At 55.2% G+C, this 25,437-nt stretch carries 27 protein-coding genes and 3 tRNA genes; 17 read left to right on the top strand and 13 right to left on the bottom strand.

What is annotated here, in order from left to right:
• Positions 1 to 2: 2 nt before the first annotated feature.
• From fliL to fliF, 7 genes are all read right to left on the bottom strand, one after another.
• Positions 3 to 473, bottom strand: a complete 471-nt coding sequence (gene fliL / locus IM300_RS19790) for a flagellar basal body-associated protein FliL (RefSeq protein ID WP_032103821.1) — start codon at positions 471 to 473, stop codon at positions 3 to 5.
• Between the two features lie 106 nt (positions 474 to 579).
• Positions 580 to 1,794 (bottom strand): flagellar hook length control protein FliK, encoded by a 1,215-nt coding sequence (gene fliK, locus IM300_RS19785; RefSeq protein WP_193037969.1) that lies wholly within the window; start codon positions 1,792 to 1,794, stop codon positions 580 to 582.
• Positions 1,791 to 2,234: a flagellar export protein FliJ gene (gene fliJ, locus IM300_RS19780; RefSeq protein ID WP_006811155.1), complete on the bottom strand. Its 444-nt coding sequence runs from the start codon at positions 2,232 to 2,234 to the stop codon at positions 1,791 to 1,793. The genes fliK and fliJ overlap by 4 nt, the downstream gene beginning before the upstream one ends.
• Positions 2,235 to 2,255: 21 nt before the next feature.
• Positions 2,256 to 3,626: a flagellar protein export ATPase FliI gene (fliI, locus tag IM300_RS19775; RefSeq protein WP_063868413.1), complete on the bottom strand. Its 1,371-nt coding sequence runs from the start codon at positions 3,624 to 3,626 to the stop codon at positions 2,256 to 2,258.
• Positions 3,626 to 4,333 (bottom strand): flagellar assembly protein FliH, encoded by a 708-nt coding sequence (gene fliH / locus IM300_RS19770; RefSeq protein WP_064910403.1) that lies wholly within the window; start codon positions 4,331 to 4,333, stop codon positions 3,626 to 3,628. The genes fliI and fliH overlap by 1 nt, the downstream gene beginning before the upstream one ends.
• On the bottom strand, positions 4,326 to 5,324 hold the full coding sequence (gene fliG / locus IM300_RS19765; RefSeq protein WP_003859608.1) for a flagellar motor switch protein FliG: 999 nt from the start codon (positions 5,322 to 5,324) through the stop codon (positions 4,326 to 4,328). Before fliG ends, fliH begins: the two co-directional genes overlap by 8 nt.
• On the bottom strand, positions 5,317 to 6,999 hold the full coding sequence (fliF, locus tag IM300_RS19760) for a flagellar basal-body MS-ring/collar protein FliF (protein ID WP_063868414.1): 1,683 nt from the start codon (positions 6,997 to 6,999) through the stop codon (positions 5,317 to 5,319). The genes fliG and fliF overlap by 8 nt, the downstream gene beginning before the upstream one ends.
• Positions 7,000 to 7,227: 228 nt before the next feature.
• On the opposite strand from fliF, the gene fliE reads away from it, so the two are divergent.
• A complete protein-coding gene (fliE, locus tag IM300_RS19755) occupies positions 7,228 to 7,542 on the top strand; it encodes a flagellar hook-basal body complex protein FliE (protein WP_064910407.1) in 315 nt (104 codons plus the stop codon).
• A 75-nt stretch (positions 7,543 to 7,617) separates the two neighbouring features.
• Positions 7,618 to 8,031, top strand: coding sequence for a lipoprotein YedD (gene yedD, locus IM300_RS19750; protein ID WP_193037967.1), 414 nt, complete (start codon positions 7,618 to 7,620; stop codon positions 8,029 to 8,031).
• A gap of 108 nt (positions 8,032 to 8,139) precedes the next feature.
• On the opposite strand, the gene amyA is transcribed toward yedD, so the two are convergent.
• The 4 genes from amyA to fliD form a co-directional block, all read right to left on the bottom strand.
• The gene (gene amyA, locus IM300_RS19745) at positions 8,140 to 9,627 is read right to left on the bottom strand and encodes an alpha-amylase (protein WP_063868417.1); all 1,488 of its coding nucleotides are present in this window, start codon (positions 9,625 to 9,627) and stop codon (positions 8,140 to 8,142) included.
• A 98-nt stretch (positions 9,628 to 9,725) separates the two neighbouring features.
• On the bottom strand, positions 9,726 to 10,097 hold the full coding sequence (gene fliT, locus IM300_RS19740) for a flagella biosynthesis regulatory protein FliT (RefSeq protein ID WP_006811148.1): 372 nt from the start codon (positions 10,095 to 10,097) through the stop codon (positions 9,726 to 9,728).
• Positions 10,097 to 10,507: a flagellar export chaperone FliS gene (fliS, locus tag IM300_RS19735; RefSeq protein WP_063868419.1), complete on the bottom strand. Its 411-nt coding sequence runs from the start codon at positions 10,505 to 10,507 to the stop codon at positions 10,097 to 10,099. The genes fliT and fliS overlap by 1 nt, the downstream gene beginning before the upstream one ends.
• A gap of 30 nt (positions 10,508 to 10,537) precedes the next feature.
• Entirely contained in the window at positions 10,538 to 11,950 is a 1,413-nt protein-coding gene (gene fliD, locus IM300_RS19730) for a flagellar filament capping protein FliD (RefSeq protein WP_112793143.1), read from the bottom strand.
• Between the two features lie 269 nt (positions 11,951 to 12,219).
• Here fliD and IM300_RS19725 point away from each other — a divergent pair, with 269 nt between their 5' ends.
• The 8 genes from IM300_RS19725 to sdiA all read left to right on the top strand — a co-directional run bounded on the left by IM300_RS19725 (position 12,220) and on the right by sdiA (position 19,330).
• On the top strand, positions 12,220 to 13,479 hold the full coding sequence (locus tag IM300_RS19725) for a FliC/FljB family flagellin (RefSeq protein ID WP_193037965.1): 1,260 nt from the start codon (positions 12,220 to 12,222) through the stop codon (positions 13,477 to 13,479).
• A 163-nt stretch (positions 13,480 to 13,642) separates the two neighbouring features.
• On the top strand, positions 13,643 to 14,362 hold the full coding sequence (locus IM300_RS19720) for an RNA polymerase sigma factor FliA (RefSeq protein ID WP_003859623.1): 720 nt from the start codon (positions 13,643 to 13,645) through the stop codon (positions 14,360 to 14,362).
• Between the two features lie 54 nt (positions 14,363 to 14,416).
• Positions 14,417 to 14,968, top strand: coding sequence for a flagella biosynthesis regulatory protein FliZ (gene fliZ / locus IM300_RS19715; protein ID WP_193037963.1), 552 nt, complete (start codon positions 14,417 to 14,419; stop codon positions 14,966 to 14,968).
• Between the two features lie 86 nt (positions 14,969 to 15,054).
• Entirely contained in the window at positions 15,055 to 15,855 is an 801-nt protein-coding gene (tcyJ, locus tag IM300_RS19710) for a cystine ABC transporter substrate-binding protein (RefSeq protein ID WP_063450167.1), read from the top strand.
• 103 nt (positions 15,856 to 15,958) lie between these two features.
• A complete protein-coding gene (gene dcyD, locus IM300_RS19705) occupies positions 15,959 to 16,945 on the top strand; it encodes a D-cysteine desulfhydrase (protein WP_193037954.1) in 987 nt (328 codons plus the stop codon).
• 21 nt (positions 16,946 to 16,966) lie between these two features.
• Entirely contained in the window at positions 16,967 to 17,635 is a 669-nt protein-coding gene (tcyL, locus tag IM300_RS19700; protein ID WP_003859632.1) for a cystine ABC transporter permease, read from the top strand.
• Positions 17,632 to 18,384, top strand: a complete 753-nt coding sequence (gene tcyN / locus IM300_RS19695) for an L-cystine ABC transporter ATP-binding protein TcyN (RefSeq protein WP_063450165.1) — start codon at positions 17,632 to 17,634, stop codon at positions 18,382 to 18,384. Before tcyL ends, tcyN begins: the two co-directional genes overlap by 4 nt.
• A gap of 223 nt (positions 18,385 to 18,607) precedes the next feature.
• The gene (gene sdiA / locus IM300_RS19690) at positions 18,608 to 19,330 is read left to right on the top strand and encodes a transcriptional regulator SdiA (protein WP_193037952.1); all 723 of its coding nucleotides are present in this window, start codon (positions 18,608 to 18,610) and stop codon (positions 19,328 to 19,330) included.
• A 64-nt stretch (positions 19,331 to 19,394) separates the two neighbouring features.
• On the opposite strand, the gene IM300_RS19685 is transcribed toward sdiA, so the two are convergent.
• Complete coding sequence (locus IM300_RS19685) at positions 19,395 to 19,619, bottom strand: DUF2594 family protein (RefSeq protein ID WP_003859644.1); 225 nt, start codon at positions 19,617 to 19,619, stop codon at positions 19,395 to 19,397.
• Positions 19,620 to 20,083: 464 nt separating this feature from the next.
• Between IM300_RS19685 and uvrY the strand changes: the two genes are divergently transcribed.
• The 7 genes from uvrY (at position 20,084) to IM300_RS19650 (ending at position 24,802) form a co-directional block, all read left to right on the top strand.
• Positions 20,084 to 20,740, top strand: a complete 657-nt coding sequence (gene uvrY / locus IM300_RS19680; protein WP_102751015.1) for a UvrY/SirA/GacA family response regulator transcription factor — start codon at positions 20,084 to 20,086, stop codon at positions 20,738 to 20,740.
• Complete coding sequence (gene uvrC, locus IM300_RS19675; RefSeq protein WP_107533295.1) at positions 20,737 to 22,569, top strand: excinuclease ABC subunit UvrC; 1,833 nt, start codon at positions 20,737 to 20,739, stop codon at positions 22,567 to 22,569. Before uvrY ends, uvrC begins: the two co-directional genes overlap by 4 nt.
• 56 nt (positions 22,570 to 22,625) lie before the next feature.
• On the top strand, positions 22,626 to 23,174 hold the full coding sequence (gene pgsA / locus IM300_RS19670; protein WP_003859652.1) for a CDP-diacylglycerol--glycerol-3-phosphate 3-phosphatidyltransferase: 549 nt from the start codon (positions 22,626 to 22,628) through the stop codon (positions 23,172 to 23,174).
• A gap of 153 nt (positions 23,175 to 23,327) precedes the next feature.
• Positions 23,328 to 23,403 (top strand) — tRNA-Gly (locus tag IM300_RS19665).
• A gap of 51 nt (positions 23,404 to 23,454) precedes the next feature.
• Positions 23,455 to 23,528 (top strand) — tRNA-Cys (locus tag IM300_RS19660).
• 11 nt (positions 23,529 to 23,539) lie between these two features.
• Positions 23,540 to 23,626, top strand: a tRNA-Leu gene (locus IM300_RS19655).
• A 249-nt stretch (positions 23,627 to 23,875) separates the two neighbouring features.
• On the top strand, positions 23,876 to 24,802 hold the full coding sequence (locus IM300_RS19650; RefSeq protein ID WP_193037950.1) for a LysR substrate-binding domain-containing protein: 927 nt from the start codon (positions 23,876 to 23,878) through the stop codon (positions 24,800 to 24,802).
• 5 nt (positions 24,803 to 24,807) lie between these two features.
• On the opposite strand, the gene IM300_RS19645 is transcribed toward IM300_RS19650, so the two are convergent.
• A complete protein-coding gene (locus tag IM300_RS19645) occupies positions 24,808 to 25,278 on the bottom strand; it encodes a hypothetical protein (protein ID WP_193037948.1) in 471 nt (156 codons plus the stop codon).
• Positions 25,279 to 25,437: the final 159 nt, after the last annotated feature.

Below are 25,437 nucleotides of genomic sequence, written 5' to 3'. Positions count from 1 at the left end.
CGTTACCGCAGAATGAAGGCTGTATACAGAACGTCAGTGACTTCCTGCTTAGGTTGGCCGTTGACCAGCGGGGTCGCCAGCGTCTGTTTGATGGCATCGACCAGCTTTTGCTTGCCTACATCGGTGGCGAGCGCGGAGGCGTCCTGACGAGAAAACAGCAGCAGCAGACGGCTACGCACTTCTGGCAGGTAGTCGTTCAGACGTGCACGGGTCGCTTCATCTTTCAGGCGCAGCGTAATGCCCACGTACAGCACGCGATCCGCATCGCCCAGGTTAACGGTGAACGTATCCAGCGGAAAGAAGACCGGCGCCGGCGGAGGCGGCACGTCAGCTTTGGCGGCCGCGCCGGAGGGCTCCTGCTGCATACGCCAGTAACTGTAGCCTGCGGTGGCGCAGGCCGCGAGGGTAATCAACACCAGCAGCGGGATCCAGATGGAACGCTTGCTTTTTTTGGTGATAGCGGAGTCTGTCATCTGATACGAGCTTCCTGTTTCGGTACAGCTTAATACGGTGATTATCCCGTGTCCGGCTTAGGTCAAAGCGTGGAAAAGACGGAGATAATCACGTTACCTCTGGCGTTTAGGCAAAGATGTCTACGGCACGGTTGCCGCGCGCGGCGGATTGCAGGGCGGCTGGGGTTGGCAATAACTCTTCGCTCTCATCGTTAAACCCGCCAGGCTGACCGGAGCGCGAAGCGTGCTGTTGCTGCCCGGATGAAGACTGCTGCTGCCCGGCAAAGCCCTCGCTGCTGACGCTGCCTTGTGCAAGCTGAATACCGTTTTCCGCAAGCTGCGTGCGCAGGATCGGCAGGGCCGCTTCCAGCGCCGCGCGAACGTGGCTGTGAGGCGAAACCATCTGCAACTGCGCCTGATTGTCATCCAGCTTAAGCGAAATTTGCACCTGACCCAGATCCTCCGGGTGCAGACGCAGCTCCGCGGTCTGCTGTCCCTGCTTTGTGAACAGGGTGATGTGCTGGCTCAGATTCTGCTGCCATTCGTGCGTGCCCAGCGGCTGGCTTAACACCGGTGCTGTCGCAACGGTAGCGGCAGGCTGGGGGGCAGGCAGATGACTGACGACCGGGGCCAGCGTCGCGGTTGGGCTGGAGGCTGGCGACGCCGTGCTCGCAACGTCCTGCTTTTCCGCGACGGCGGCGACAGCTGGCGTAACGGATGCCGTGGCGGGCAGCGACGTATCGCTATTCTGAACCGGCGTTTTATCCTGGCCCGGTAACGCGTGGCTAAGCGGCTGTTGCTGGCCGTTATCCGTCTGGGCTAGCGCAGAGGCGAGGGCGGCGCGGGGCGCGATCCCCGTCGTACTTGCAGGCGTCGTCACCACCGGGGTGGCGATCTGCTGGTGCGGTAACATTGCCATCAGCGCGCTTAACCCGGCCAGCTCTTCCTCTTCGGTTGCGGTGTCGCTGCTTGCCTTCGCGTCCGTCTGGGTCAGCACCTTCAGCGCGTCCGTATTCGCTGTGGGTTTCAGGCCGGAGACAAGGGTTTGCAGGGAGAGGGCGGTATCCTCTCCGGTCAGTGTCTCCTGGCGGGAGAGCAGCTCGGCGATTTTGGCCTGGAGCGTGGTATCACCGCTTTTTTCCCGTGCCGCTGTCGACAGCTTGCTGCCCGCTGCTTTCAGATCGGCCAGCGTCAGCGGGGCATCTTTACCTTTGCCGGTGGCCTCCGTCAGCGCGCCAGCCAGCAGAGAGAGAAAATCCTGCGCGCCCTCAGCGCCTTTTCCGGCCAGCGTGCCGCCGGACGGGTCGCTGTCGGTCATCAGCAGTTGTTGCAGTGTGATCATTCTGGTTTCCTCATTGATGCGCGCTGGGCAAACTCATCCATTTTTTTCTGATCCAGACGGTTTTCCGCCAGGGTCGAGGCTGCAATTTGCCGGTCCTGTAAGGTTTGCCAGGCCTGCAACCGCTGTTTTTTTTCGCGCCAGAAGTTCAGCGCGGTATCGACTTTTTGCGTCCACTGGTTAAGCTGCTGGCGATGCTGCTCAATCGCCTTTTCCAGCGTCTGGATAAACTGCTGATAGTTGATCCAGCGCTGGCTACCAATGCCCTGCGTCATGTCGGTGTTAAGGTTGGTGCGGTATTCATGCTGATAGTCGATTAACATCTTCAACTGTTCTTCAGCCTGCTGGCACCCGCGCCGCATTGCGCCAAGCTGCAATGCGGCATCATCAACTTCTTTTTCAGCCAGATCTTTTAGCGTTGATAACGCGCTGTTTTGCGCCATGACCTTCGCCCTCCACCTGTGTTACACCTGCGGGAAAATCAGCTCCAGTGCCTGGAGGGAATCTTCCCAGTCGGCGCGTTCAAAAATACCTTGTTGCAGAAACGCCTCCAGCTGCGGCCACAGGGCGATCGCTTTATCGAGCATCGGATCGCTGCCTTTGGCGTACGCCCCGACGCTCACCAGATCGCGGTTGCGCTGGAAGCTGGAGAGCAGTTGTTTGAAGTTACGCACGCGGGCGTAGTGCTTCTCGGTAATCAGCGCCGTCATTGCACGGCTGATCGAGGCTTCAATATCAATGGCCGGGTAGTGCCCGGCTTCGGCCAGACGGCGCGACAGCACGATATGGCCGTCGAGGATCGCTCGCGCGGAGTCGGCAATCGGATCCTGCTGGTCATCGCCTTCGGTCAGTACCGTATAGAACGCGGTGATGGAGCCCCCGCCGCTGATGCCGTTCCCCGCGCGTTCCACCAGCGCGGGCAGTTTTGCAAATACTGACGGCGGGTAACCTTTGGTGGCCGGCGGTTCGCCGATGGCGAGCGCAATTTCACGCTGCGCCATCGCGTAACGGGTCAGGGAGTCCATGATCAGCAGCACGTGCTGGCCCCGGTCGCGGAAATCTTCCGCGATCCGCGTGGCGTAGGCGGCACCCTGCATACGCAGCAGCGGCGACACGTCGGCAGGCGCGGCGATCACCACCGAGCGGGCGCGTCCCTCCGCACCCAGAATGTTTTCGATAAAATCTTTAACTTCGCGTCCACGCTCACCGATCAGGCCGACAACGATCACGTCCGCCTGGGTATAACGCGCCATCATGCCGAGCAGGACGGATTTACCCACGCCGGAGCCGGCAAACAGCCCCATACGCTGGCCGCGTCCCACGGTGAGCAGGGCGTTAATTGGCCGCACGCCGGTATCCAGCACGTGCTCTATTGGGGTACGTTGCAGCGGGTTGAAGGGCTGAGTGATGAGCGCGCCGGTTTCGGTGGTATCGGGGGAGGGCAGGCCATCGAGCGGTTTGCCGCTTCCGTCCAGCACGCGGCCCAGCAGCGCCGGACCGAGCGGCAGCTGTTTGCCGCTTTGCAGGCCGTCGCCGCTGATGTTTTTCGCGTAGACACGGGCGCCGGGCAAAATCCCTTCCACCTCTTCAAGGGGCATCAGGAACAGGCGATGACCGTTAAACCCGACCACTTCGCTTTCCACTTCGCGCGTGTCGCCCCCGTCCTGACGCTCAATCACGCAGGTGGCGCCGAGCGGAAGTTGCAGCCCCGTGGCTTCCAGCACCAGTCCGGTGGCGCGCGTCAGGCGTCCATAACGACGAACGGACGGCAGCTGCGCCATCTTCGTTTCAAAATTGTCGAGCGTAGTAAGCCAGCGCGTCAGGCGAGCGGTCATCAGACGACTCCCGGTGCCGCCAGACGGCACAGTTCCTGCCAGCGGGTCGCGACGCTGGCATCCAGATCGCCCTCATCCGCCGAGACCTTACAGCCCCCATGATGAAGTGACGGATCGCCGCGCAGCCGCCACCCGTGCAGGCTCAGCGTCGCGCCGAGGCTCTCCTCCACGCGCTGCAAGTCATCAGGATGAACGCGCAGCTGCGGTTTGCCGCTGAACAGCGGCTCCTGCTGGAGCAGGGCCTGGATCTGCTTAATCAGCGCGGCGTTATCCACCACCGGCGTCTGGCCGATCACCTGACGGGCCGCCTCCAGCGCCATCTGCATCAGGCGTGAGGCAATCACGCTGTCCAGTGCATCCAGGGTGTGCTGAAATTCGCTCACCAACTGCTGCATGCGGGCATGTAGCGGCGCCTGCTGCTGGCGCGCCTGCTCGATGCCCTGCTCTAAACCTTTCGCCAGCCCTTCCTGATAGCCCTGCGCGTGCCCGGTCTGACGGCCTTCGTTCATCCCGGCGTTGAAGCCCTGCTCGTGCGCCTGCATTTGCATCTGGGCCAGCAGCTGGGCGCGCTGTTCCTCTTCACTCAGTTCCGGCACGCCCGCATCGGTATCGCCCTCGTCGGACGACAGCGTGGCAGGGGTGAACTCTGCGGCAGGAGGGGAGAGGTCGTCAGGCGTCCAGCGCTTCCACGACAGTTCATCAGACATAGGTGTCGTCTCCGCTGCCAATCACCATCTCGCCGGTTTCCGCCAGACGACGAACGATAAGCAGGATGGCTTTCTGTTCGTTCTCCACCTGAGACAAACGCACCGGGCCGCGGTTGGCAAGGTCGTCGCGCAGGATATCTGCCGCACGCTGGGACATATTGCGCAGGAATTTCTCGCGCAGCGGCTGCTCGGCGCCTTTGAGGGCGATAAGCAGAGATTCCGAATCCACTTCCTGGAGCAGGCGCTGAATGCTGCGATCGTCCACTTCGACCAGGTTTTCGAACAGGAACATCTCGTCGATAATTTTCTGCGCCAGTTCGCCGTCGAACTCGCGTACCGCCGTAATAACCGCCTCTTCCTGCTGGGTTTTCATCAGGTTGATGATTTCCGCTGCCGTTCTCACGCCGCCCATTTTGCTGCGCTTGAGGTTCTGGCCGTCGAGCAGGTTGTTCAGCACTTCGGTCAGCTCCGCCAGCGCGGCAGGCTGGACGCCGCCGAAGGTAGCAATACGCAGCATCACGTCGTGGCGCAGACGCTCGTCGAACAGCGCCAGAATATCGGCCGCCTGGCCCCGTTTGAGGTGGACCAGAATGGTGGCGATAATCTGCGGGTGCTCGTCGCGAATAAGATCGGCGGCGCTTTGCGGCTCCATAAAGTTGAGCGTTTCGATCCCGCTGGCGGTATCGCGCGTTTCGAGAATGTCTTCCAGCAGGCTGGCGGCGCGCTCTTCGCCCAGCGCCTTAACCAGCACGGAACGCAGGTATTCGTTGGCGTTGACGTTGAGCGCAGCAAACTGTTCTGCTTCCTGTTCAAACTCCGCCAGCACTTCGGTCAGCTGCTTGTTGGAGATCTGGCGCACGTTGGCCATCGCCGCACTGAGGATCTGCACTTCTCTCTGGGAGAGGTGTTTAAACACCTCCGCCGCGCGGTCTTCGCCAATGGTCATCAGCAGGATGACGCTCTTATCGGTGCCTGTAAGCGTATTACTCATGTTCGTTACCCATCCAACCGCGGATGACCAGCGCGACGACGCGCGGATCGTTATCTGACATTTCGCGAATGCGCTGGCTCATCACCTCTGCGCCCATGCGCTGGTTAGCACGGCGCTGCTGCATCTGTTCATCTTTACTGAGACGAACCTCGACCGCTTCTTCCTCGTCCTGACGCGTGCTCTTCTGTTCCAGCGCGGCTTTCTCGGCTTCAGCACGACGCTGAAGCTGAGGACGGACGCCTTTACGCCACAGCAGCCACGCGACAATCAGCACCAGCAGCCAGCGGCCAGCGGACATCAGCTGATCGAAGAACGCCTGCTGTTGCCAGAACGGCAGTTCACCACCGGTTTCATCCACCGGGTTGAACGGTGAGTTCACGACGTTGAGGGTATCGCCACGTTTTTCAGAGAAGCCCATCGCTTCGCGGGTCAGGTTTTCGATCTGCTTCATCTGCTCCGCCGTGAGCGGCAGCGGTTTACCGTCCGGCAGCGTTTTGTAGTTCACTACAACGGCTACAGAAAGGCGCTCGATATCGCCCGTGTTCAGTTTGGTATGGCGGATGGTCCGGTCGACTTCGTAGTTGGTCGTTTCGTTACGGCTGCTGTTGCGCGGGCCGGCACTGTTCGCCGTCGAGGTCGTCTGCTGATTCGTTTGCTGACCGTTCTGCTGGTTTGCCGGCGGCGTGGAGATTGGCGCGGCGTTGGCAGGCGCAGGCTGGTTAGAGAGCGCACCCGGCACCCCGCCAGGATACTGGCCGCCGACCTGTTCCGTCTCATTGATCTGACGCGAGCGTAACACGGCGCGGGAGGCATCCCCGTTCGGAGCGTACTGCTCTTCGGTCTGTTCTTTATTCGAGAAATCAATCTGCGCGGTGACCTGCGCGTGCACGTTGCTGTTGCCAACCACCGGGCCCAGAATCGCTTCGATGCGACGCTGGAGACGGCCTTCCACATCGGCGGCATATTTCAGCTGGGCGTCGTTAAGATCGCGCCCGGCGGTGTTGGACTGCGTCAGCAAATGACCGCTCTGATCCACCAGCGTGACGTTACCCGGCGGCAGACCGGCTACCGCACTGGAGACCAGGTGCGTCACGGCGCTGATCTGCCCCTCATCCAGCGCGCGGCCAGGTTCGAGGTTAACGGTCACAGAGGCGGAAGGGGACTTTTGTTCGCGGACAAACAGGGACGGCTTAGGCATCGCCAGGTGCACGCGGGCACTTTTCACCGGGCCTAAGGTTTCAATCGTACGGGCCAGCTCGCCTTCCAGCGCGCGCTGGTAGTTAACCTGCTCGCTGAACTGGCTGATGCCGAATTTTTCCTGATCCAGCAGCTCAAACCCAACCGCGCCGCCTTTCGGCAGCCCCTGCTGGGCGAGACGCAGGCGAAGCTCGTGCACTTTATCTGCCGGTACTTCAAGCGCACCGCCGTTATCGGCAAAGCGATACGGGATGTTCATCTGGGTCAGCTGGGTGACGATGGCACCGCCATCCTGGTCGGAAAGGTTGCTGTAGAGCGTGCGGTAATCCGGGCTTTTTGCCCATAAGATCATCGCGACAATAATCGCAATGGCGGCAGCGCCTGCCACAATCAACGGGATCTTAGGGTTAGCGCGAAGGCGGTTCATCCACTCAAGTGATTTATTCTGCGGCGCTGTCGATGCTGCTGTCGCACTCATTGCGCACCTCTTAAATCCTGGTGGTTTACGTTATTCGTGTAGAGAAACAAAACTGACTCCCGGGTCGGCAAACACGACAAAAGTTCCATACTGATGGCCCAGCCATTATTTGATGATTCGGGATTTTCTATGCGTCAAATAACCTGGTTTTTTAACGCTATTTACCGCCTTTATCTTATTGACAAGCTGTTAGTCTTGACCCCGTAAAAAACCATCCAGGGGAGAGTCATGGCTATACAGGGCATTGAAGGGGTACTCAGTCAGTTACAGGCAACGGCGATGACGGCCCGCAGCCAGAGCGTGGCTGACCAGCCGCCGGGCATTAGCTTCGCCGGTCAGCTGCATGCGGCGCTGGACCGGATCAGCGACAAGCAAAACGCGGCCCGTACCCAGGCTGAGAAATTTACCCTCGGTGAACCCGGCGTGGCGCTCAACGATGTGATGGCCGATCTGCAAAAAGCGTCTGTATCGTTGCAGATGGGGTTGCAGGTGCGGAACAAGCTGGTGTCGGCGTATCAGGAAGTGATGGGGATGCAGGTTTAAACATTACCTATCTTACGCTGGCAGCCAGATGGCTTTAATGCCACAATATTTTTTTCTTCGCATGCAGGAAAGATGATGAAAAAAGTAGCAATTGTGGCTGCAATGCTGACGTTAGCGGGATGCGTTCAGGTCGAAAACTATCAGGAAGTGGTTAAGCATCCGGCACCTTCGCATCTGGCAGGTTACTGGCAGTCGAAAGGGCCGCAGAGCGCGATGGTGAGCCCAGAGGCGATTGCCACGCTGGTGGTGACGCAAGAGGGTGATACCCTGGACTGTCGTCAGTGGCAGCGCGTTATCGCGGTGCCGGGTAAGATCATGCTGCGTTCAGATGATTATTATAACGTGACCGAAAAACGGGACGTCTATCCGCTGGATCGCGATGGAACCACGCTTGAGTATGACGGCATGGAGCTGCAAAAGGTTGACCGTCCAACGATGGAGTGCGCAGATTATCTGAGCAAGAATCCGCTGGAGAGTAAGCTTCCGTAACCATGTTTAGCCGGGTGGCGGCTTCGCCTTACCCGGCCTACAAAAACTAACGGTAAAAGCAAAACGGCAATCGTATTGCCGTTTTTAGGATTTGCTCCCTTTCCCGTACTAGAGCGCGTCCTCAATCACCCAGACGCTGACGCTTCCCCCGTTACAGAAGAACGTCCCTTCGCCGTCCGCCGCCGTGGTTACGGTTTCCTCGCGATTGCCTAAAAAATCACGCCAGGTCTTATTGCCGTAATTCTCGCCGAGGCAGATTGTCTTCTCGCCGTCATCACCATTCGACAGCACCACCACGCAGCCCGGGTGATCCTCAGTCCCGCTGCGGCTAAACGCAATGCAGTTTGGATGATCGAAAAAGAGCGTCTGCACGCCGTGGGCAAAACGCTGACGGGCGAGTATCAGCTCGTGGAGCTGTTCAATCACCGGCATATCAATGTGATACGTCTCGCCGTCACCCCCGGTGTCGTCATAGCTGGCGCCAAAAAGATCCGGGTAGAACACGCTCGGCACGCCGTTTTCACGCAGCAGGATGAGCGCGTAGGCCAGCGGTTTAAACCAGGCTTCAACCGGGGCTTCCAGCGCCTGCAAGGGTTGGGTGTCATGGTTGGCCACCAGCGTCACGGCATGGAACGGATCGGCTTCCACCAGCGTACCGGTGAAAATCTGGCTCATGTCGTAGTCGCGGCCCTGGCGTGACGCCTCGTGAAATTTCATTTGCAGCGGCGCATCAAACAGCATGGTCTTGCCGTCTACCTGATCGATGTAGTGCTGCAATTTGTCCACTTCGTGAGACCAGTATTCCGCCACGATAAACAGCGGCTGCGGGGCCACCTCCTGGACGTGCTCAATCCACTCTTTATAGAACCAGGCCGGGATGTGCTTTACCGCGTCCAGGCGGAAGCCGTCGCAGTGGGTTTGCTCCATCACCCAGCGCGCCCAGTATTTAATCTCTTCCGTCACCGCATGGTTGCGAAAATCAATATTTTCGCCCATCAGGTAATCGAAATTGCCCATCTCGTCGTCGACCTGATCGTTCCAGCCTTCGCCGGTGTAGTCGTTCACGATTTTGAAGATACCGTCCTCATTGGGGTTTTCAATGTGGTCGATACCACTGAAGCATTTGTAATCCCAGACAAACTGTGAATACTGACCGGCACGAACGGGGAAGGTGTAGCGCGTCCAGGCTTCACATTCGATGATCTCATCGCTGATTTGGGTGCGATCCTGCGCATCCACGCGCTGTACGCGGACGGGTTCCTTTTCATCGGCACCCATTTTGTGGTTGACCACCACGTCCAGAAGCACCGCAATCTGGTTGCTTTTTAAAGCGTTGATGGCCTCCAGCAGCTGGGCTTTATCGCCGTATTTGGTGGCAACGCTGCCTTTCTGGTCAAACTCACCGAGGTCGAAAAGATCGTAGGAGTCATACCCGACGGAATAGCCTCCGGACGCGCCTTTGTACGCCGGCGGTAACCAGACCATATTGATGCCGATTTCGTTCAGGTTGGGGGCTAATGCCGTGACTTCTTGCCACAATTCACCGCCGGTGGGGTAGTACCAGTGAAAACATTGTAAAAGTGTTGGGTTGCGCATGCACCATCTCCATGAGGTCGCGAAACTCAAGTATGGAGCAGGTTTGGCAGAAATGCCTGGCGAACGAAACGGTTAACGCTTGCCCGCCAGTTAAATGGCTAATTAATATCGCTATTACTTTGCGGAACCAGGACATGACCGCCCTGATTACCGTAGGTGGAGAGCACGGTTTTCTGGATAGAGGATTGCCCAACCAGTTTCGCCAGCTCATCCATTCTGGCTTGCAGCAATGTTTTTACCTGGCCTTCGTTGTCCAGGATCACCCGCAGCGTCGGGCGAAGCTGTTCCTGAATCTGCATCGAAGGTTCACTTTCCTGAGTGAGACGAGCCAGTGAGTGCACCGCATTAACATAGTCGGTTTCACAGATGATCAGATCATCCCATAGTCCCTGCCGGGCCAGTCGCAACATCAACTGGCTCTGCTCAAGGAGTTGCTGATAAAGGGCATAAAGTTGCGGTGCGTTACTAATTAGACGGCGTCCTGCATCAGTTGTGGCGTACCGGCAACCTCCTTCCACCCGTCAGCGATATTGCGCAGCAGGTTTTCCACCTCTTCGATGGCGCTGGCGTCGTTATTCACGTTGGCGTGCAGGAGGCGACGTACCATATAGGCATAAAGGGCAATCAGGTTTTGCGTAAGCTCATCACCGTTATCTTCTACCAGGCCAACCTTCAGCCCGTTTTCGATAATGTTGATGGCTTTGGAGAGCGCCAGCCCTTTTGCCGGGATATTACCGTCTGCCAGGAACAGACGCGCGCGTACCAGCGCGCTGAGGGCTCCATCAAATAGCATGATAACCAGCTGCTGCTGGCTGGCGCTCATCACCGCGCTTTCAACTTCTATCTTTGCGTAGGCTTGCGTGCCTTTTGCGCCGTACATGTTATCCCCCTCGGGTCTGATTAGCGTTTACTACTTGTTGCTGGACGTGTTCTCGAACTGCTGAGTCAGGTAGCTACTGGTATTGTTCAGCGAGGTCATCAGTACGTCCAGCTGGGTAAACTGGGCTTTGTACTGCGCCACTCTCGCGTCGATACGTTCGCTCACGGCGTTGTATTGATCCGTTAACTTGTTCAGCGTTTTGCTGACGCCATCTTTGGCCGCCTGGATAATGCCTTTACTGGAAAGCCAGTCAGTCAGATGGGTGGCCATGGTGGTGGTGATCCCGGTGGTTTTACCGTCACCTACAACCAAATCTTTCACCGCAGACGGGTTCTCCGTCAGCGTTTTTTTCAGCTTGTCGCTGTCCAGCTCCAGCTTGCCCGTGCTTGGATCGGAGGTAATGCCCACCTGTGACAGCGTTTTATAGGCGGTTCCGCCGACGGTGTTGCTCAGCATGGTTTTCAGCTGCGTCTGGATAGTACGCAGCGTGCTGTCCCCAAGCAGGGCGCCGTTGCTGGAATCCTGCGCATCTGTGCCCGCATCAACCGCCGTATATTTGGTTAACGATGCAAAGCTATCCTGAAGGGTGTTGTAGGCATCCACCCAGGCTTTCATCGCCGTTTCCGCTTTTGACGTATCTTTCGTTATCGTCAGCGTCTGGTTACCGGTAGTGACGTCGTTCAGGTTCAGGGTGATATCTTCCAGCGCATCGCTGATGGTGTTACTGCTGTTTTCGATATCGACGTTATTCACCTTCAGCTTCGCGTTCTGCGCGGTGACGCTTTCCGTCATGCCGTTGCTGGCGTCGGTGCTGGTGCCGTTGTAACCCATAAAGGATTGCAGGGCGCTGTCGCCGCTCACGCTGATGCTGACCGCGTTGTCTGCCCCGGTTTCGGTGGAGGTGATGGACAGACGATACTGACCGTTACCGACGTTAATAATACTGGCGGTCACGCCGGCGTCTGCTTTGTTAATTGCATCGCGAATGCCGTTCAGCGAAGAGTTTGCCGCGCTGATATCGACGGTCACCGGATCTTTACCGTTACCGGCGGTAAACGTGATCTTGCTGTCAGCCGTGGCAATGGCCGTTTTTGCATCTGCCTGCGTATTTTTGGTCGTCAGGGTTTGCGCCTGCGCCAGCTGCGACACGCTGATGGTGTATTTTCCGGCAATTGCGCTGCCGGTAGTGGTGGCGCTGAATGCCGTGGTGCTGCTCGCTGTGCTGGTCGCCGTAAACAGGTCGGCTTTATTCAGCGCGGTGTTGGCGGTCTGAAACGCTTCCAGTGAACTCTTCAACGTGCCGTAAGCGCTCAGCTTGGCGGTATAAGATGACTGTTGTTTGGAAATCGGCGTCAGCTGCTCTTTTTCGGCCTTGGTCAGACTATCCAGAATGTCTGCTAACTTAAGACCCGATCCAATCCCCAATGATGAAATACTTGCCATATTTATTCCTTAATCTATCGACACGTAGAACGAATAGTGGGGTTATCGGCCTTAATGGGGGAAAGTTTACGGTTAATTTCTTTTTTTTAATGGCGGGAATAACGGTAATAGAGAAGAGCTTTTCCGTGGCTAAAAAAATTAACGCGATCCTGAAAAAATATCTAAAGGTTGGTTTGGACCAGACGATAACACCTTTGACGGCGATGAAGCCGAAGGGTGGAAACCCAAATCTAACCAAACAGATTTGATGAACAACAGGAATCGAAATCATGGCACAAGTCATTAATACCAACAGCCTCTCGCTGATCACTCAGAACAACATCAACAAGAACCAGTCCGCTCTGTCTTCTTCTATCGAGCGTCTGTCTTCTGGTCTGCGTATCAACAGCGCGAAAGATGACGCTGCGGGCCAGGCTATCGCTAACCGCTTCACCTCTAACATCAAAGGTCTGACTCAGGCTGCACGTAACGCTAACGACGGTATCTCTCTGGCGCAGACCACTGAAGGCGCACTGTCTGAAATCAACAACAACCTTCAGCGTGTTCGTGAACTGACCGTTCAGGCTTCGACTGGAACTAACTCTGAATCCGACCTGTCTTCAATCCAGGACGAAATCAAATCCCGTCTGTCTGAAATCGACCGCGTATCTGGTCAGACTCAGTTCAACGGCGTGAACGTGCTGGCAAAAGACGGCAAAATGAACATTCAGGTTGGCGCAAACGATGGTCAAACCATCACCATTGATCTGAAAAAAATTGACTCTTCAACTTTAAAACTTTCTTCTTTCGATGTTACAAACTTGGGCGCGAGCGTCGAAAATGGTAGCACTGTTAACAAGCAAGTTACCATCTCTGATGCAAACTTCACCGACACTAACGGTGGTGGAGCGACAGGTCTGGCACTGGTTAGCGAAAATGGTAAGAACTATGTAAAAGATGGTACTAATTACTATGATGCGTCCATCAATTCTAAAACTGGTACTATTACGTTTGATTCTACAGCAGTTTCTGGTGATACAGTCACTGCCGCTGCTACCCCCGTTACAACGGTAGGTAAAGATGTCACTCTAAATACGGCAGCACTTGCCGCTAATCAATCACTTATTCAGTATAAAGATGCTAACGGTGATGCTGCTTATCTGGTACAGACCAAAGATGCTACGACAAATGCTTTAAGCTATAACACCGCTACTATTGCTGATACTGGCGTTGTTACTGTTGGTGCGGCTACTACTGCCCCTACAAACTTAACTGCAAATCCATTGAAAGCTCTTGATGATGCTATTGCTCAGGTTGACCAGTTCCGTTCTTCACTGGGTGCGGTTCAGAACCGTCTGAGCTCTGCGGTGACCAACCTGAACAACACCACCACCAACCTGTCTGAAGCGCAGTCCCGTATTCAGGACGCCGACTATGCGACCGAAGTGTCCAACATGTCTAAAGCGCAGATCGTTCAGCAGGCCGGTAACTCCGTGCTGTCCAAAGCTAACCAGGTTCCTCAGCAGGTTCTGTCTCTGCTGCAAGGCTAATCGCCTGATTACGCTCAAACCCCGCTTCGGCGGGGTTTTTTCTATCTACGTACACGCGTAACCCCCCAAATAACCCCTCATTTCACCCACTATTCACCCGATTAAAACCCCTCCAGAATCGGATAATCATGCCGATAACTCAACTAACGCAGGGCTGTTTATCGTGAATTCACTCTATACCGCTGAAGGTGTAATGGATAAACACTCGCTGTGGCAGCGTTATGTTCCGCTGGTGCGTCACGAAGCATTGCGCCTCCAGGTGCGTTTGCCGGCGAGCGTGGAACTGGACGATCTGCTACAGGCGGGCGGTATCGGGTTATTGAATGCAGTTGACCGGTACGACGCTCTGCAAGGAACGGCATTTACGACTTACGCAGTGCAGCGTATTCGTGGTGCGATGCTGGACGAGCTGCGCAGCCGAGACTGGGTGCCGCGCAGCGTTCGCCGCAACGCGCGCGAAGTGGCGCATGCGATGGGGCAGCTGGAACAGGAACTGGGGCGCAACGCGACGGAAACCGAAGTGGCGGAACGTCTGGGTATTCCTGTTGAAGAGTATCGTCAGATGTTGCTCGATACCAATAACAGCCAACTCTTCTCATATGATGAGTGGCGCGAAGAGCATGGCGATAGCATCGAGCTGGTGACGGATGAACATCAGCAAGAAAACCCGTTACACCACTTACTGGAAGGGAATTTACGCCAGCGCGTGATGGAAGCCATTGAAGCTTTACCGGAACGTGAGCAGCTGGTGTTAACCCTCTACTACCAGGAAGAGCTCAATCTCAAAGAGATTGGCGCCGTACTGGAGGTGGGGGAGTCACGGGTAAGCCAGCTGCACAGCCAGGCCATTAAACGCCTGCGCACCAAACTGGGTAAGTTATAGGTGAGTGATTCGCCTTGGTAATGCCGCACAACGTATTGACAACCAGGAGTTATCATGACGGTGCAGCAATCTAAAAGACGGCCTTTAAGCCGCTACCTGAAAGACTTTAAACACAGTCAGACGCATTGCGCCCACTGTAAAAAATTACTCGACCGAATCACGCTGGTTCGTCGCGGTGAAATCGTGAATAAGATTGCGATTTCCCGCCTCGACACGCTGATGGATGAAGCCGCCTGGCTTGAAGAGCAAAAAGAGTGGGTAGCGCTTTGCCGTTTCTGTGGCGATCTCCACTGCAAAGAGCAAAGCGACTTCTTCGATATTATCGGCTTCAAGCAGTTCCTGTTTGAACAAACTGAGATGAGCCACGGCACCGTGCGTGAATACGTGGTTCGCCTGCGCCGCCTGGGTCAGCATCTGACCGTGCAAAATATCTCCCGCGATCTGCTGACGACCGGCTATCTGGATGAAAATCTTGAACCCTGGCTGCCCGCCACCAGTACCAACAATTACCGCATCGCGCTGCGTAAGTACGCGCAATACAAAGTCCAGATGCCGGGCGCCATAAAGCAGAAAGTCCACGCCGGAACAACTTCTGATATATATTAAAAAAGAATAAGATGTAGCGCAGCCGCCTTTGACGTTGCAGGCGATTTCTCTACACTACTCAAAAATTCCACTGTATCGGAGTACTTATGAAATTAGCACTTCTGGGTCGTCAGGCGCTGATGGGGATGATGGCCGTTGCGCTGGTCGCGGGGATGAGCGTAAAAACGTTCGCGGCAGATAATCTGCTCAATAAAGTCAAAGAGCGCGGCACGCTGCTGGTTGGGCTGGAAGGTACCTATCCTCCGTTCAGCTTCCAGGGCGACGACGGTAAGCTGACCGGTTTTGAAGTGGAGTTTGCGCAAGAGCTGGCAAAACACCTCGGCGTAAAAGCCTCTCTGAAACCGACCAAATGGGACGGTATGCTGGCGTCACTGGACTCCAAACGTATTGACGTGGTGATTAACCAGGTGACCATTTCTGACGAGCGTAAGAAGAAGTATGACTTCTCCACGCCGTACACCGTGTCCGGTATCCAGGCGCTGGTGAAGAAAGGTAACGAAGGCAGCATCAAATCCGCCGCGGATCTGAAAGGTAAGAAAGTCGGCGTCGGTCTGGGCACCAACTACGAAGAGTGGCTGCGCCAGAACGTGCAGGGCGTGGACATCCGCACCTATGATGATGATCCGACGAAATACCAGGATCTGCGCGTGGGCCGTATCGACGCCATTCTGGTTGACCGCCTGGCAGCGCTGGATCTGGTGAAGAAAACCAACAATACCCTGGCTGTCGCGGGCGATGCGTTCTCCCGTCAGGAATCCGGCGTGGCGGTGCGTAAAGGTAACGAAGATCTGCTGAAAGCCATTGACGGCGCCATTGCCGAAATGCAGAAAGACGGCAGCCTGAAGGCGCTTTCTGAGAAGTGGTTCGGCGCAGACGTGACGAAATAAGTCTCTGACCGACAAAAAAAGGCGCTTTTAAAAGCGCCTTTTTTATTTCTCGCGCGTCTGCGTGCATAATGAAATAACAATTGTTTGCGTGACCGGAGGAACCATGTCACTACAGAATTTAACGCGCTTTCCCCGTCTGGAGTTTATCGGCGCACCCACGCCGCTGGAGTATCTGCCGCGATTTTCTGACTATCTGGGGCGCGATATATTCATTAAGCGTGACGATGTGACGCCCATGGCGATGGGCGGAAATAAGCTGCGCAAGCTGGAATTTCTCGCCGCCGATGCCCTGCGCGAGGGCGCGGATACGCTGGTCACCGCCGGGGCCATTCAGTCTAACCACGTTCGCCAGACGGCGGCCGTGGCGGCAAAGCTGGGCCTTCATTGCGTAGCCCTGCTGGAAAACCCCATTGGCACGCAGGCTGAGAATTACCTGACTAACGGTAACCGCCTGCTGCTGGATCTGTTCAACGTGCAGATTGAAATGGTTGACGCGTTGACCGACCCGGCTGCCCAGCTTGATGAGCTGGCGACGCGCCTGGAAGCACAGGGCTTTCGTCCGTACGTCATTCCGGTTGGCGGCTCGAATGCGCTGGGTACCCTCGGCTATGTTGAGAGCGCGCTGGAAATCGCGCAGCAGTGCGAAGGCGCGGTAAGTTTGTCTTCGGTGGTGGTGGCGTCCGGCAGCGCGGGTACCCATGCCGGTTTAGCGGTCGGGCTTGAGCAACTGATGCCGGACGTTGAGCTGATTGGCGTAACGGTTTCCAGAAGCGTTGCGGACCAAAAGCCGAAAGTCGTCACGCTGCAACAGGCGGTGGCTGAACAGCTTGAGCTTAAGGCGAAGGCGGAAATTATGCTGTGGGATGACTACTTTGCACCCGGCTATGGCACCCCCAATGATGAAGGGATGGAGGCCGTTAAGCTGCTGGCGCGTCTCGAAGGCATTCTGCTTGACCCGGTCTATACCGGCAAAGCAATGGCGGGCCTTATCGACGGCATTGCCCGGAAGCGCTTTAAGGATGAAGGACCCATTTTGTTTGTTCATACTGGCGGGGCGCCTGCGCTGTTTGCCTATCATCCTCATGTCTAAAAATCAGGTCGAAAAATAATAATGCAAGAAAGTATTCAACTGGTTATTGATTCGCTGCCGTTCTTACTTAAGGGCGCGGTGTTTACGTTACAGCTCAGTATCGGCGGGATGTTCTTCGGGCTGGTGCTCGGGTTTGTGCTGGCACTGATGCGCATGTCAAACATCTGGCCGGTGCGGTGGCTGGCGCGGTTTTATATCTCCGTGTTCCGCGGAACGCCGCTTATCGCCCAGCTGTTCATGATCTACTACGGGCTGCCCCAGTTCGGTATCGAGCTGGATCCGATCCCGGCGGCGATGATTGGTCTGTCGCTGAATACGGCGGCGTACACCTCGGAAACGCTGCGTGCGGCGATCTCGTCCATCGATAAAGGGCAGTGGGAAGCGGCGGCCAGTATCGGGATGACCCCGTGGCAGACGCTGCGTCGGGCGATCCTGCCGCAGGCGGCGCGCGTGGCGCTGCCTCCGCTGAGCAACAGCTTTATCAGCCTCGTGAAAGACACCTCGCTTGCGGCAACCATTCAGGTGCCGGAGCTGTTCCGTCAGGCGCAGCTGATCACTTCGCGCACGCTGGAAGTGTTTACCATGTATCTGGCGGCCTCGCTGATTTACTGGGTGATGGCGACGGTGCTGTCGGCCCTGCAAAACTATTTTGAAAACCAGCTTAACCGCCAGGAGCGAGATCCAAAATGAGTGCAATTGACGTCAAAAACCTGGTGAAAAAATTCCACGGGCAAACGGTGCTGCACGGCATCGACCTTGAGGTTGAGCAGGGCGAAGTGGTGGCCATTATCGGCCCGAGTGGGTCAGGGAAAACCACGCTGTTGCGCAGCATCAATTTGCTGGAGCAGCCCGAAGGCGGGACGATCCGCGTGGGCGATATCACCATTGATACCGGGAAATCCATCAGCCAGCAAAAAGGGTTGATTCGCCGCCTGCGCCAGCATGTCGGCTTCGTATTCCAGAGCTTTAACCTCTTTCCACACCGTACGGTGCTGGAAAACATTATTGAAGGCCCGGTCATCGTCAAGGGTGAACCAAAGGAAGACGCGACGGCCCGCGCCCGCGAGCTGCTGGCGAAGGTTGGCCTGGCAGGGAAGGAGACAAGCTATCCGCGTCGCTTATCGGGCGGGCAGCAGCAGCGTGTCGCCATTGCGCGCGCGCTGGCGATGCGCCCGGACGTGATCCTGTTCGACGAACCCACCTCCGCGCTCGATCCGGAGCTGGTCGGGGAAGTCCTGAACACCATCCGCCAGCTGGCGCAGGAAAAACGCACGATGGTGATCGTGACGCATGAAATGAGCTTCGCCCGCGATGTGGCCGATCGGGCCATTTTCATGGATCAGGGGCGAATAGTAGAGCAGGGGCCGGCTAAAGCGCTGTTTGCCAATCCGCAGCAGCCCCGCACCCGTCAGTTCCTTGAAAAATTCTTAATGCAGTAGCATTTTCGCACTCAATTTGCTCCGGATGCCGCTTCTGGGGCAAATTATCCTCCCTTAAATTCGGTTCTGTTGCTTTTTTATTCCGGCTAATGTGGTTAAGCCTTCCTCAAATTAAAGATAATCTGCCCGTGGCCGATATTTTATATAAATAATCATGCTTTATGTGTTAGGTTATATTCACCATAATAATGATTATCTATTTCAGAGGCTTCATTCACTACGTATGAGGGATATAGACTTTTTCACCTGGCGACGGGAATGCTTCCTTCGGTTCCAGGAAATGACCTGTGCTGCCGAGGTATATCAGGAGCTTCAGCGACAAACGCAGGCGCTTGAATTCGATTATTATGCGCTTTGTGTTCGACACCCTGTGCCATTTACCCGCCCGCGAACCTCCGTCCATTCCAGTTATCCGCAACAATGGATGGCACAATATCAGTCCGAGAATTATTTCACCATCGATCCGGTACTGAAGCCGGAGAATTTCATACAGGGACATTTGCCCTGGACGGATGAATTATTCGCGGATGCCCAGCAATTATGGGACGGCGCCCGCGACCACGGTTTGCGCAAGGGAATAACGCAGTGTCTGATGCTGCCAAATCATGCGCTCGGCTTCCTCTCCGTGTCACGGACCAGCGTAGAAGCAAACACTATCACCAATGAAGAAGTTGAGCTGCGTTTGCAAATGCTGGTCCAGATGGCGCTCACAACGCTGTTGCGTTTTGAACATGAGACGGTGATGCCGCCGGAAATGAAATTCAGCAAGCGTGAACGGGAAATACTGAAGTGGACCGCAGAAGGGAAGACGTCGGCAGAAATTGCCATCATTCTCTCCATCTCGGAAAATACCGTGAACTTCCATCAGAAGAATATGCAGAAGAAATTCAACGCGCCGAATAAGATCCAGATAGCGTGTTATGCCGCCGCGACGGGACTTATCTGACTGCTCTCACGTTCTGCGTGTCAGACGAGGAAAAGGCTGAATGCACTGCATCCAGCCTTTTTTGTTACTGGCGGTAGGCTTGTTTAATTTGCTTAACCGTATTGGCAAAAACAGCGGATTCCGCCTGGTCTTCCATCTGCGCGATCTGTTTTTCCATTTTAATGATCACACGTCCAGCATCAGCCTGGCCCATCGCTTGTAGCATAAGCGTCAGCAGCGACTTCAGGCAGTTAACTTCCTGTGCCAGTTCCTGGTTATTCTCGGCAGTGGCAAATTCAGGTGTGCTCATTTATTTTCCTCATTATAAAACAGCGCATGAGCGCGACGATGAAAGTTAAGGCGGCGGAGTATACCACAAGCTGCGGCAAAAAATGCAGTGGTTGTTTTTTATACTTTTCCGCGGATTGATTATTGGCTGATGCGGATTATGAAGGTAATCTGTCCAATATGTTAGCGACAATTAAATGTTTATCGCCGGTACGTCATCCGTTAATTGTTGTTACAAAAAAATGAGAGCATTTTTTAGTTTACGTTAACAAATGTTTTGGTAGCTTTTTGAATGCTGGTGCCAAAAAATAGCGGTAAAGCCCAGCGTACATGGGTTTTCTTTCCACTTACTGTACAGCCTAATTTCCAAAAACGAGACCCGAATCGTATAGCCGATTTTTTAGCGTTTTAATCTTGCATGGAAAACCGTTAATATAAACACAATTAGCAGTCAGTAGCGTTATCCCTATTCTGGAGACATTTCCTTTGATCAACGTCCTTCTTGTTGATGACCACGAACTGGTGCGCGCAGGGATACGACGCATTCTTGAAGATATAAAGGGTATTAAAGTTGCCGGCGAGGCGTGCTGTGGTGAAGATGCCGTCAAATGGTGTCGTACTCACTCAGCAGACGTGGTGCTGATGGATATGAACATGCCCGGCATCGGCGGGCTTGAAGCCACGCGTAAAATCGCCCGCATGTTTGTTGATACCAAAGTCATCATGCTGACCGTACACACTGAAAATCCGCTGCCCGCCAGAGTTATGCAGGCAGGTGCCGCAGGATACCTGAGTAAAGGCGCCGCACCGCAGGAAGTCGTCAATGCGATCCGTTCCGTACACGCAGGGCAGCGCTACATTGCTTCTGATATTGCTCAACAGATGGCGTTGAGTCAGATTGAACCGGAAAAAACGGAATCGCCGTTTGCCAGTTTGTCTGAGCGCGAATTGCAGATTATGCTGATGATTACTAAAGGTCAGAAGGTGAATGAGATTTCAGAGCAGCTGAATCTCAGCCCGAAAACGGTCAACAGCTATCGCTATCGGATGTTCAGTAAACTGAACATTCACGGTGATGTCGAACTGACTCACCTGGCCATTCGCCATGGTTTGTGCAATGCGGAGTCGTTATTAAGTCAGTGAGTGAAGCGTTCGATTCAAAAGCATTTCTGAAAACCGTCACCAGCCAGCCGGGCGTCTACCGTATGTACGACGCTGGCGGTACGGTTATCTATGTCGGTAAGGCGAAAGATCTCAAAAAACGCCTTTCCAGCTATTTCCGCAGCAACCTTGCTTCCCGTAAAACCGAAGCGCTGGTCGCCCTCATACATAACATTGATGTCACCGTGACGCACACGGAAACGGAAGCGCTGCTCCTTGAGCACAACTACATAAAGTTGTATCAGCCGCGCTACAACGTTCTGCTGCGCGATGATAAGTCCTACCCGTTTATCTTCCTGAGCGGTGATACGCACCCGCGGCTGGCGATGCATCGTGGCGCTAAGCATGCGAAAGGGGAATATTTCGGCCCCTTCCCGAACGGTTATGCCGTACGGGAAACGCTGGCGCTATTGCAAAAAATCTTCCCCGTTCGCCAGTGCGAAAATAGCGTCTACCGCAACCGATCCCGACCGTGCCTGCAATATCAGATTGGCCGCTGTCTGGGGCCGTGCGTTGAAGGGCTGGTGAGCGAAGAAGAGTACGCGCAGCAGGTGGAGTATGTACGCCTGTTTTTAGCCGGGAAAGACGATCAGGTGCTCACGCAGCTGATTGCCCGCATGGAAAAAGCCAGCGCGGGGCTGGAGTTTGAGGAAGCCGCCCGCATCCGCGATCAGATCCAGGCGGTGCGCAGGGTGACCGAGAAGCAGTTTGTTTCCAATACCGGTGACGACCTCGATGTAATTGGCGTCGCTTTTGACGCCGGTCTCGCCTGCGTTCACGTGCTGTTTATTCGTCAGGGTAAAGTGCTCGGCAGCCGCAGCTACTTCCCGAAGGTGCCGGGCGGCACCGAGCTGGGTGAAGTGGTGGAGACTTTCGTCGGCCAGTTTTATTTGCAGGGCAGCCAGATGCGTACGCTGCCTTCGGAGATCCTGCTCGACTTTACGCTTGACGATAAAACACTGCTGGCGGATTCGCTTTCAGAGCTGGCAGGCCGCCGGGTGAATGTCCAGACGAAACCGCGCGGCGATCGCGCGCGCTATCTGAAGCTGGCGCGAACCAATGCCGCCACGGCGCTGACCACCAAACTTTCCCAACAGTCGACCGTCAGCCAGCGTTTAACCGCGCTTGCGACGCTGCTCAAGCTGCCGGAAGTGAAACGCATGGAATGTTTCGACATCAGCCATACGATGGGTGAGCAGACCGTGGCGTCGTGCGTGGTCTTTGATGCCAACGGTCCGCTGCGGGCAGAGTATCGACGCTATAACATCACCGGCATTACGCCCGGTGATGATTACGCCGCCATGAACCAGGTGCTGCGTCGTCGCTATGGTAAGGCGATAGAAGAGAGCAAAATTCCTGACGTTATCCTTATCGACGGCGGGAAAGGGCAGCTGGGCCAGGCGAAGGCGGTGTTTGAATCGCTCGACGTGGAGTGGGACAAAAACCATCCGCTGCTGTTAGGGGTGGCGAAAGGGGCGGATCGTAAAGCGGGCCTGGAAACGCTGTTCTTCGAGCCGGAGGGCGAGGGCTTTAGCCTGCCGCCAGATTCCCCGGCGCTGCACGTGATCCAGCACATCCGCGATGAGTCGCACGATCACGCCATCAGCGGGCATCGCAAAAAACGGGCGAAGGTGAAAAATACCAGTACCCTCGAGACTATCGAAGGCGTTGGGCCAAAACGTCGCCAGATGCTGTTGAAGTATATGGGCGGATTGCAAGGATTACTCAATGCCAGCATGGAGGAAATTGCAAAAGTGCCGGGTATTTCGCAAGGGCTGGCAGAAAAGATCTACTACTCGTTGAAACATTGAGGGCTCTGTAGCAACATAGAGCTAAATTTTACTGACAACAGACAGTTACCGTCATCATGCGATTTAATATCCCTACGTTGCTCACCCTTTTTCGCGTTGTGCTCATTCCGTTCTTTGTACTGGCATTTTACCTGCCGGTCGTCTGGGCGCCTTTTGCCTGTGCGCTGATTTTCCTGATTGCCGCCGTGACGGACTGGTTTGACGGGTATCTGGCACGCCGCTGGAATCAGAGCACCCGCTTTGGCGCGTTCCTCGATCCGGTCGCGGATAAGGTGATGGTGGCGATCGCGATGGTGCTGGTGGCGGAGCATTATCATACCTGGTGGGTCACGCTGCCCGCCGCGACCATGATTGGCCGTGAAATTATTATCTCTGCCCTGCGCGAGTGGATGGCGGAGCTGGGGAAACGCAGCAGCGTGGCGGTATCCTGGATCGGTAAAGTTAAAACCACCGCACAAATGGCGGCGCTGGTGTGGATGCTGTGGCGTCCGAATGCCTGGGTTGAATGGGCCGGCATTGGCCTGCTGTGGGTTGCGGCAGTGCTGACGCTGTGGTCAATGCTGCAATATTTGAACGCTGCGCGCGGTGATTTGCTTGAACAGTGATCGTTTCGGCTTAATTTTCAGCAAACGATCCTGAGATGCAAAAAATAACGTTGACTCAAAACGTCATATCAGTAGAATGCAACGCATCGAACGGCGGCACAGTTAGCCGGACGATAATGAAATCAAGTGGTTAGCATGTTAACTTGATAACATGCGGGAATAGCTCAGTTGGTAGAGCACGACCTTGCCAAGGTCGGGGTCGCGAGTTCGAGTCTCGTTTCCCGCTCCAAATTAAAGCATCGGCAGTTTGCGGGTGCGTGTCGAAAGACAAAAGATTTAAGGCGCGTTAGCAAAGCGGTTATGTAGCGGATTGCAAATCCGTCTAGTCCGGTTCGACTCCGGAACGCGCCTCCACTTTCTTCCCTGGCCGGATGGTGGAATCGGTAGACACAAGGGATTTAAAATCCCTCGGCGTTCGCGCTGTGTGGGTTCAAGTCCCACTCCGGCTACCATGGGAAACAAAGAATAATCAAAGCAATAAGCAGTGTCGTGAAACCACCGAAAGGTGGTTTTTTTGTGCCTGGTCTTCCGTTAATCATTCTCTTTCATCCCTGATCTTCACTTAATACACAGCGTTCCTTTCGTAACGGAATTAAACAGATACGCATTATGCTATCGTGTAGCGGGCGCGATATGCGGTTTGAACACGTGCACGTTTGCGACCCCGATTCCTCATCTCATCACGTTATGTAAGGGACGCTATGTCTTTACCGCCATTGTATGCACTGCGTGCGTTTGAGGTTGCTGCGCGGCTGAACTCCTTTAGTAAAGCCGCTGAAACGCTGAATATTACGCCGGGCGCGGTCAGTAGACATGTCCGTACCCTTGAACAATGGTTCGACTGCGAGCTTTTCAAAAGGCAAGGTCCTCGCGTGGAGGTCACTGAAGCCGGGCGGGTGCTTGCCGGACAGCTGAACGAAAGCTTCACGAGCATTGAATGGGCCTGCCGGGCATTTCGCAGTGAAAACCATCTGCTGCGGTTAAAAGCACCCAGCACCCTGACCATGAGATGGCTTCTCGACGTGCTGCGATCTTTTCGCAACACCCATGCAAAACCACAGGTGGAGATTGCCAGCGTCTGGATGGACATTGACACCGTTGATTTCAATCTTGAGCCATACGACTGCGCCATCCTTCTCGGTAATGGCCGTTTTGGTGAGACAACGGAAAGCCAGCTGCTTTTTCATGAATGGCTTATTCCGGTTTGCACACCATCGCTTATCGAACCGGCCCGGCAGCAGCTTTCGCAATGCGATCTGATCCATCCTTCACCGGACAGACGGGACTGGAGGCGCTGGCTGCGAAGGACGGGCTTGTTCCCGGGGCTCGATATGAGCAGCGGCATGGTGTTTGACACCCTTGAACAGGGAAGTATCGCCGCGATGAACGGGCACGGCATCGCCATCGCCGACCTGCATCTCACGCTTGATGCCCTGAAAAGCGGCCTGCTGGGCCTGCCGTTCAGGGAAGCTATCGCGACGGGAGATGGCTACTACCTCGTCTGGCCAAAAAATTCGCTCAAAAGAGAGAGCATCCAGCACCTTCTGGCCTGGCTGCAAAGCCATACCCCGGTCGTTCCGGCTCTGGATATTCTTTATCTGGAATACGATGAAAGCCGGGTTTATTAATACCGTTATGAGTAAGAGATGTTTGCCATCTTTTTATAGCGTTCTGGCAAAGCGCTGTTCAGGCTGAGCACCTTATCCAGAATATAAAAAGCAGGGGTATTTTTTTGCTGCTCGGCCTCGATGATTGCGTCGCGTAATATCGTGGCCGCAGACGAAATCTTGTGAAAATATGCCTCGGATTCGGGCGTCTGAAATTCACCCGACGTGGCGTAACGCACGTGCGGCCAGCCGGAGAAGTCGAGCAGAGGAAGGGGCTTTCCTGCTTCAGGATGACAGGCTGAAATCAGCGCAGCCGCTTGCTTAGGGTCGCGATGGGCAACGGACAGCATGTACACGCGCTGCGAAAACGGTGACAGAGCCTCTGAGTGATGTTTCGTCGCCATAAGCATGGCCATAAAATCCTGTAAATCATTGGCTGAATCGGTGTCAGGTGGTAATACAGTTTTCATTAACTGATATAACGCATCAAGTGTCATGTTTGCCCCGGATCCTCTTATCATTATTATTCAGTTTGCCGCTGAACGTTTATCGGCCCACGCAAAGGCGGGTCGTGAGGATGATATTTGAATACGGTCGCATCAGAAAAACGATTAATAATGGAAATCACTGTGAGTTTTTCTCACTATAGCCTCCAG

The sequence above is a fragment of the Enterobacter cloacae complex sp. I2 genome (assembly GCF_014896205.1).
Taxonomy (GTDB): Bacteria; Pseudomonadota; Gammaproteobacteria; order Enterobacterales; family Enterobacteriaceae; genus Enterobacter; species Enterobacter quasihormaechei.
The sequence above is the reverse complement of the archived record's forward strand: the minus strand, read 5'-3'. Positions and strand labels throughout refer to the sequence as shown.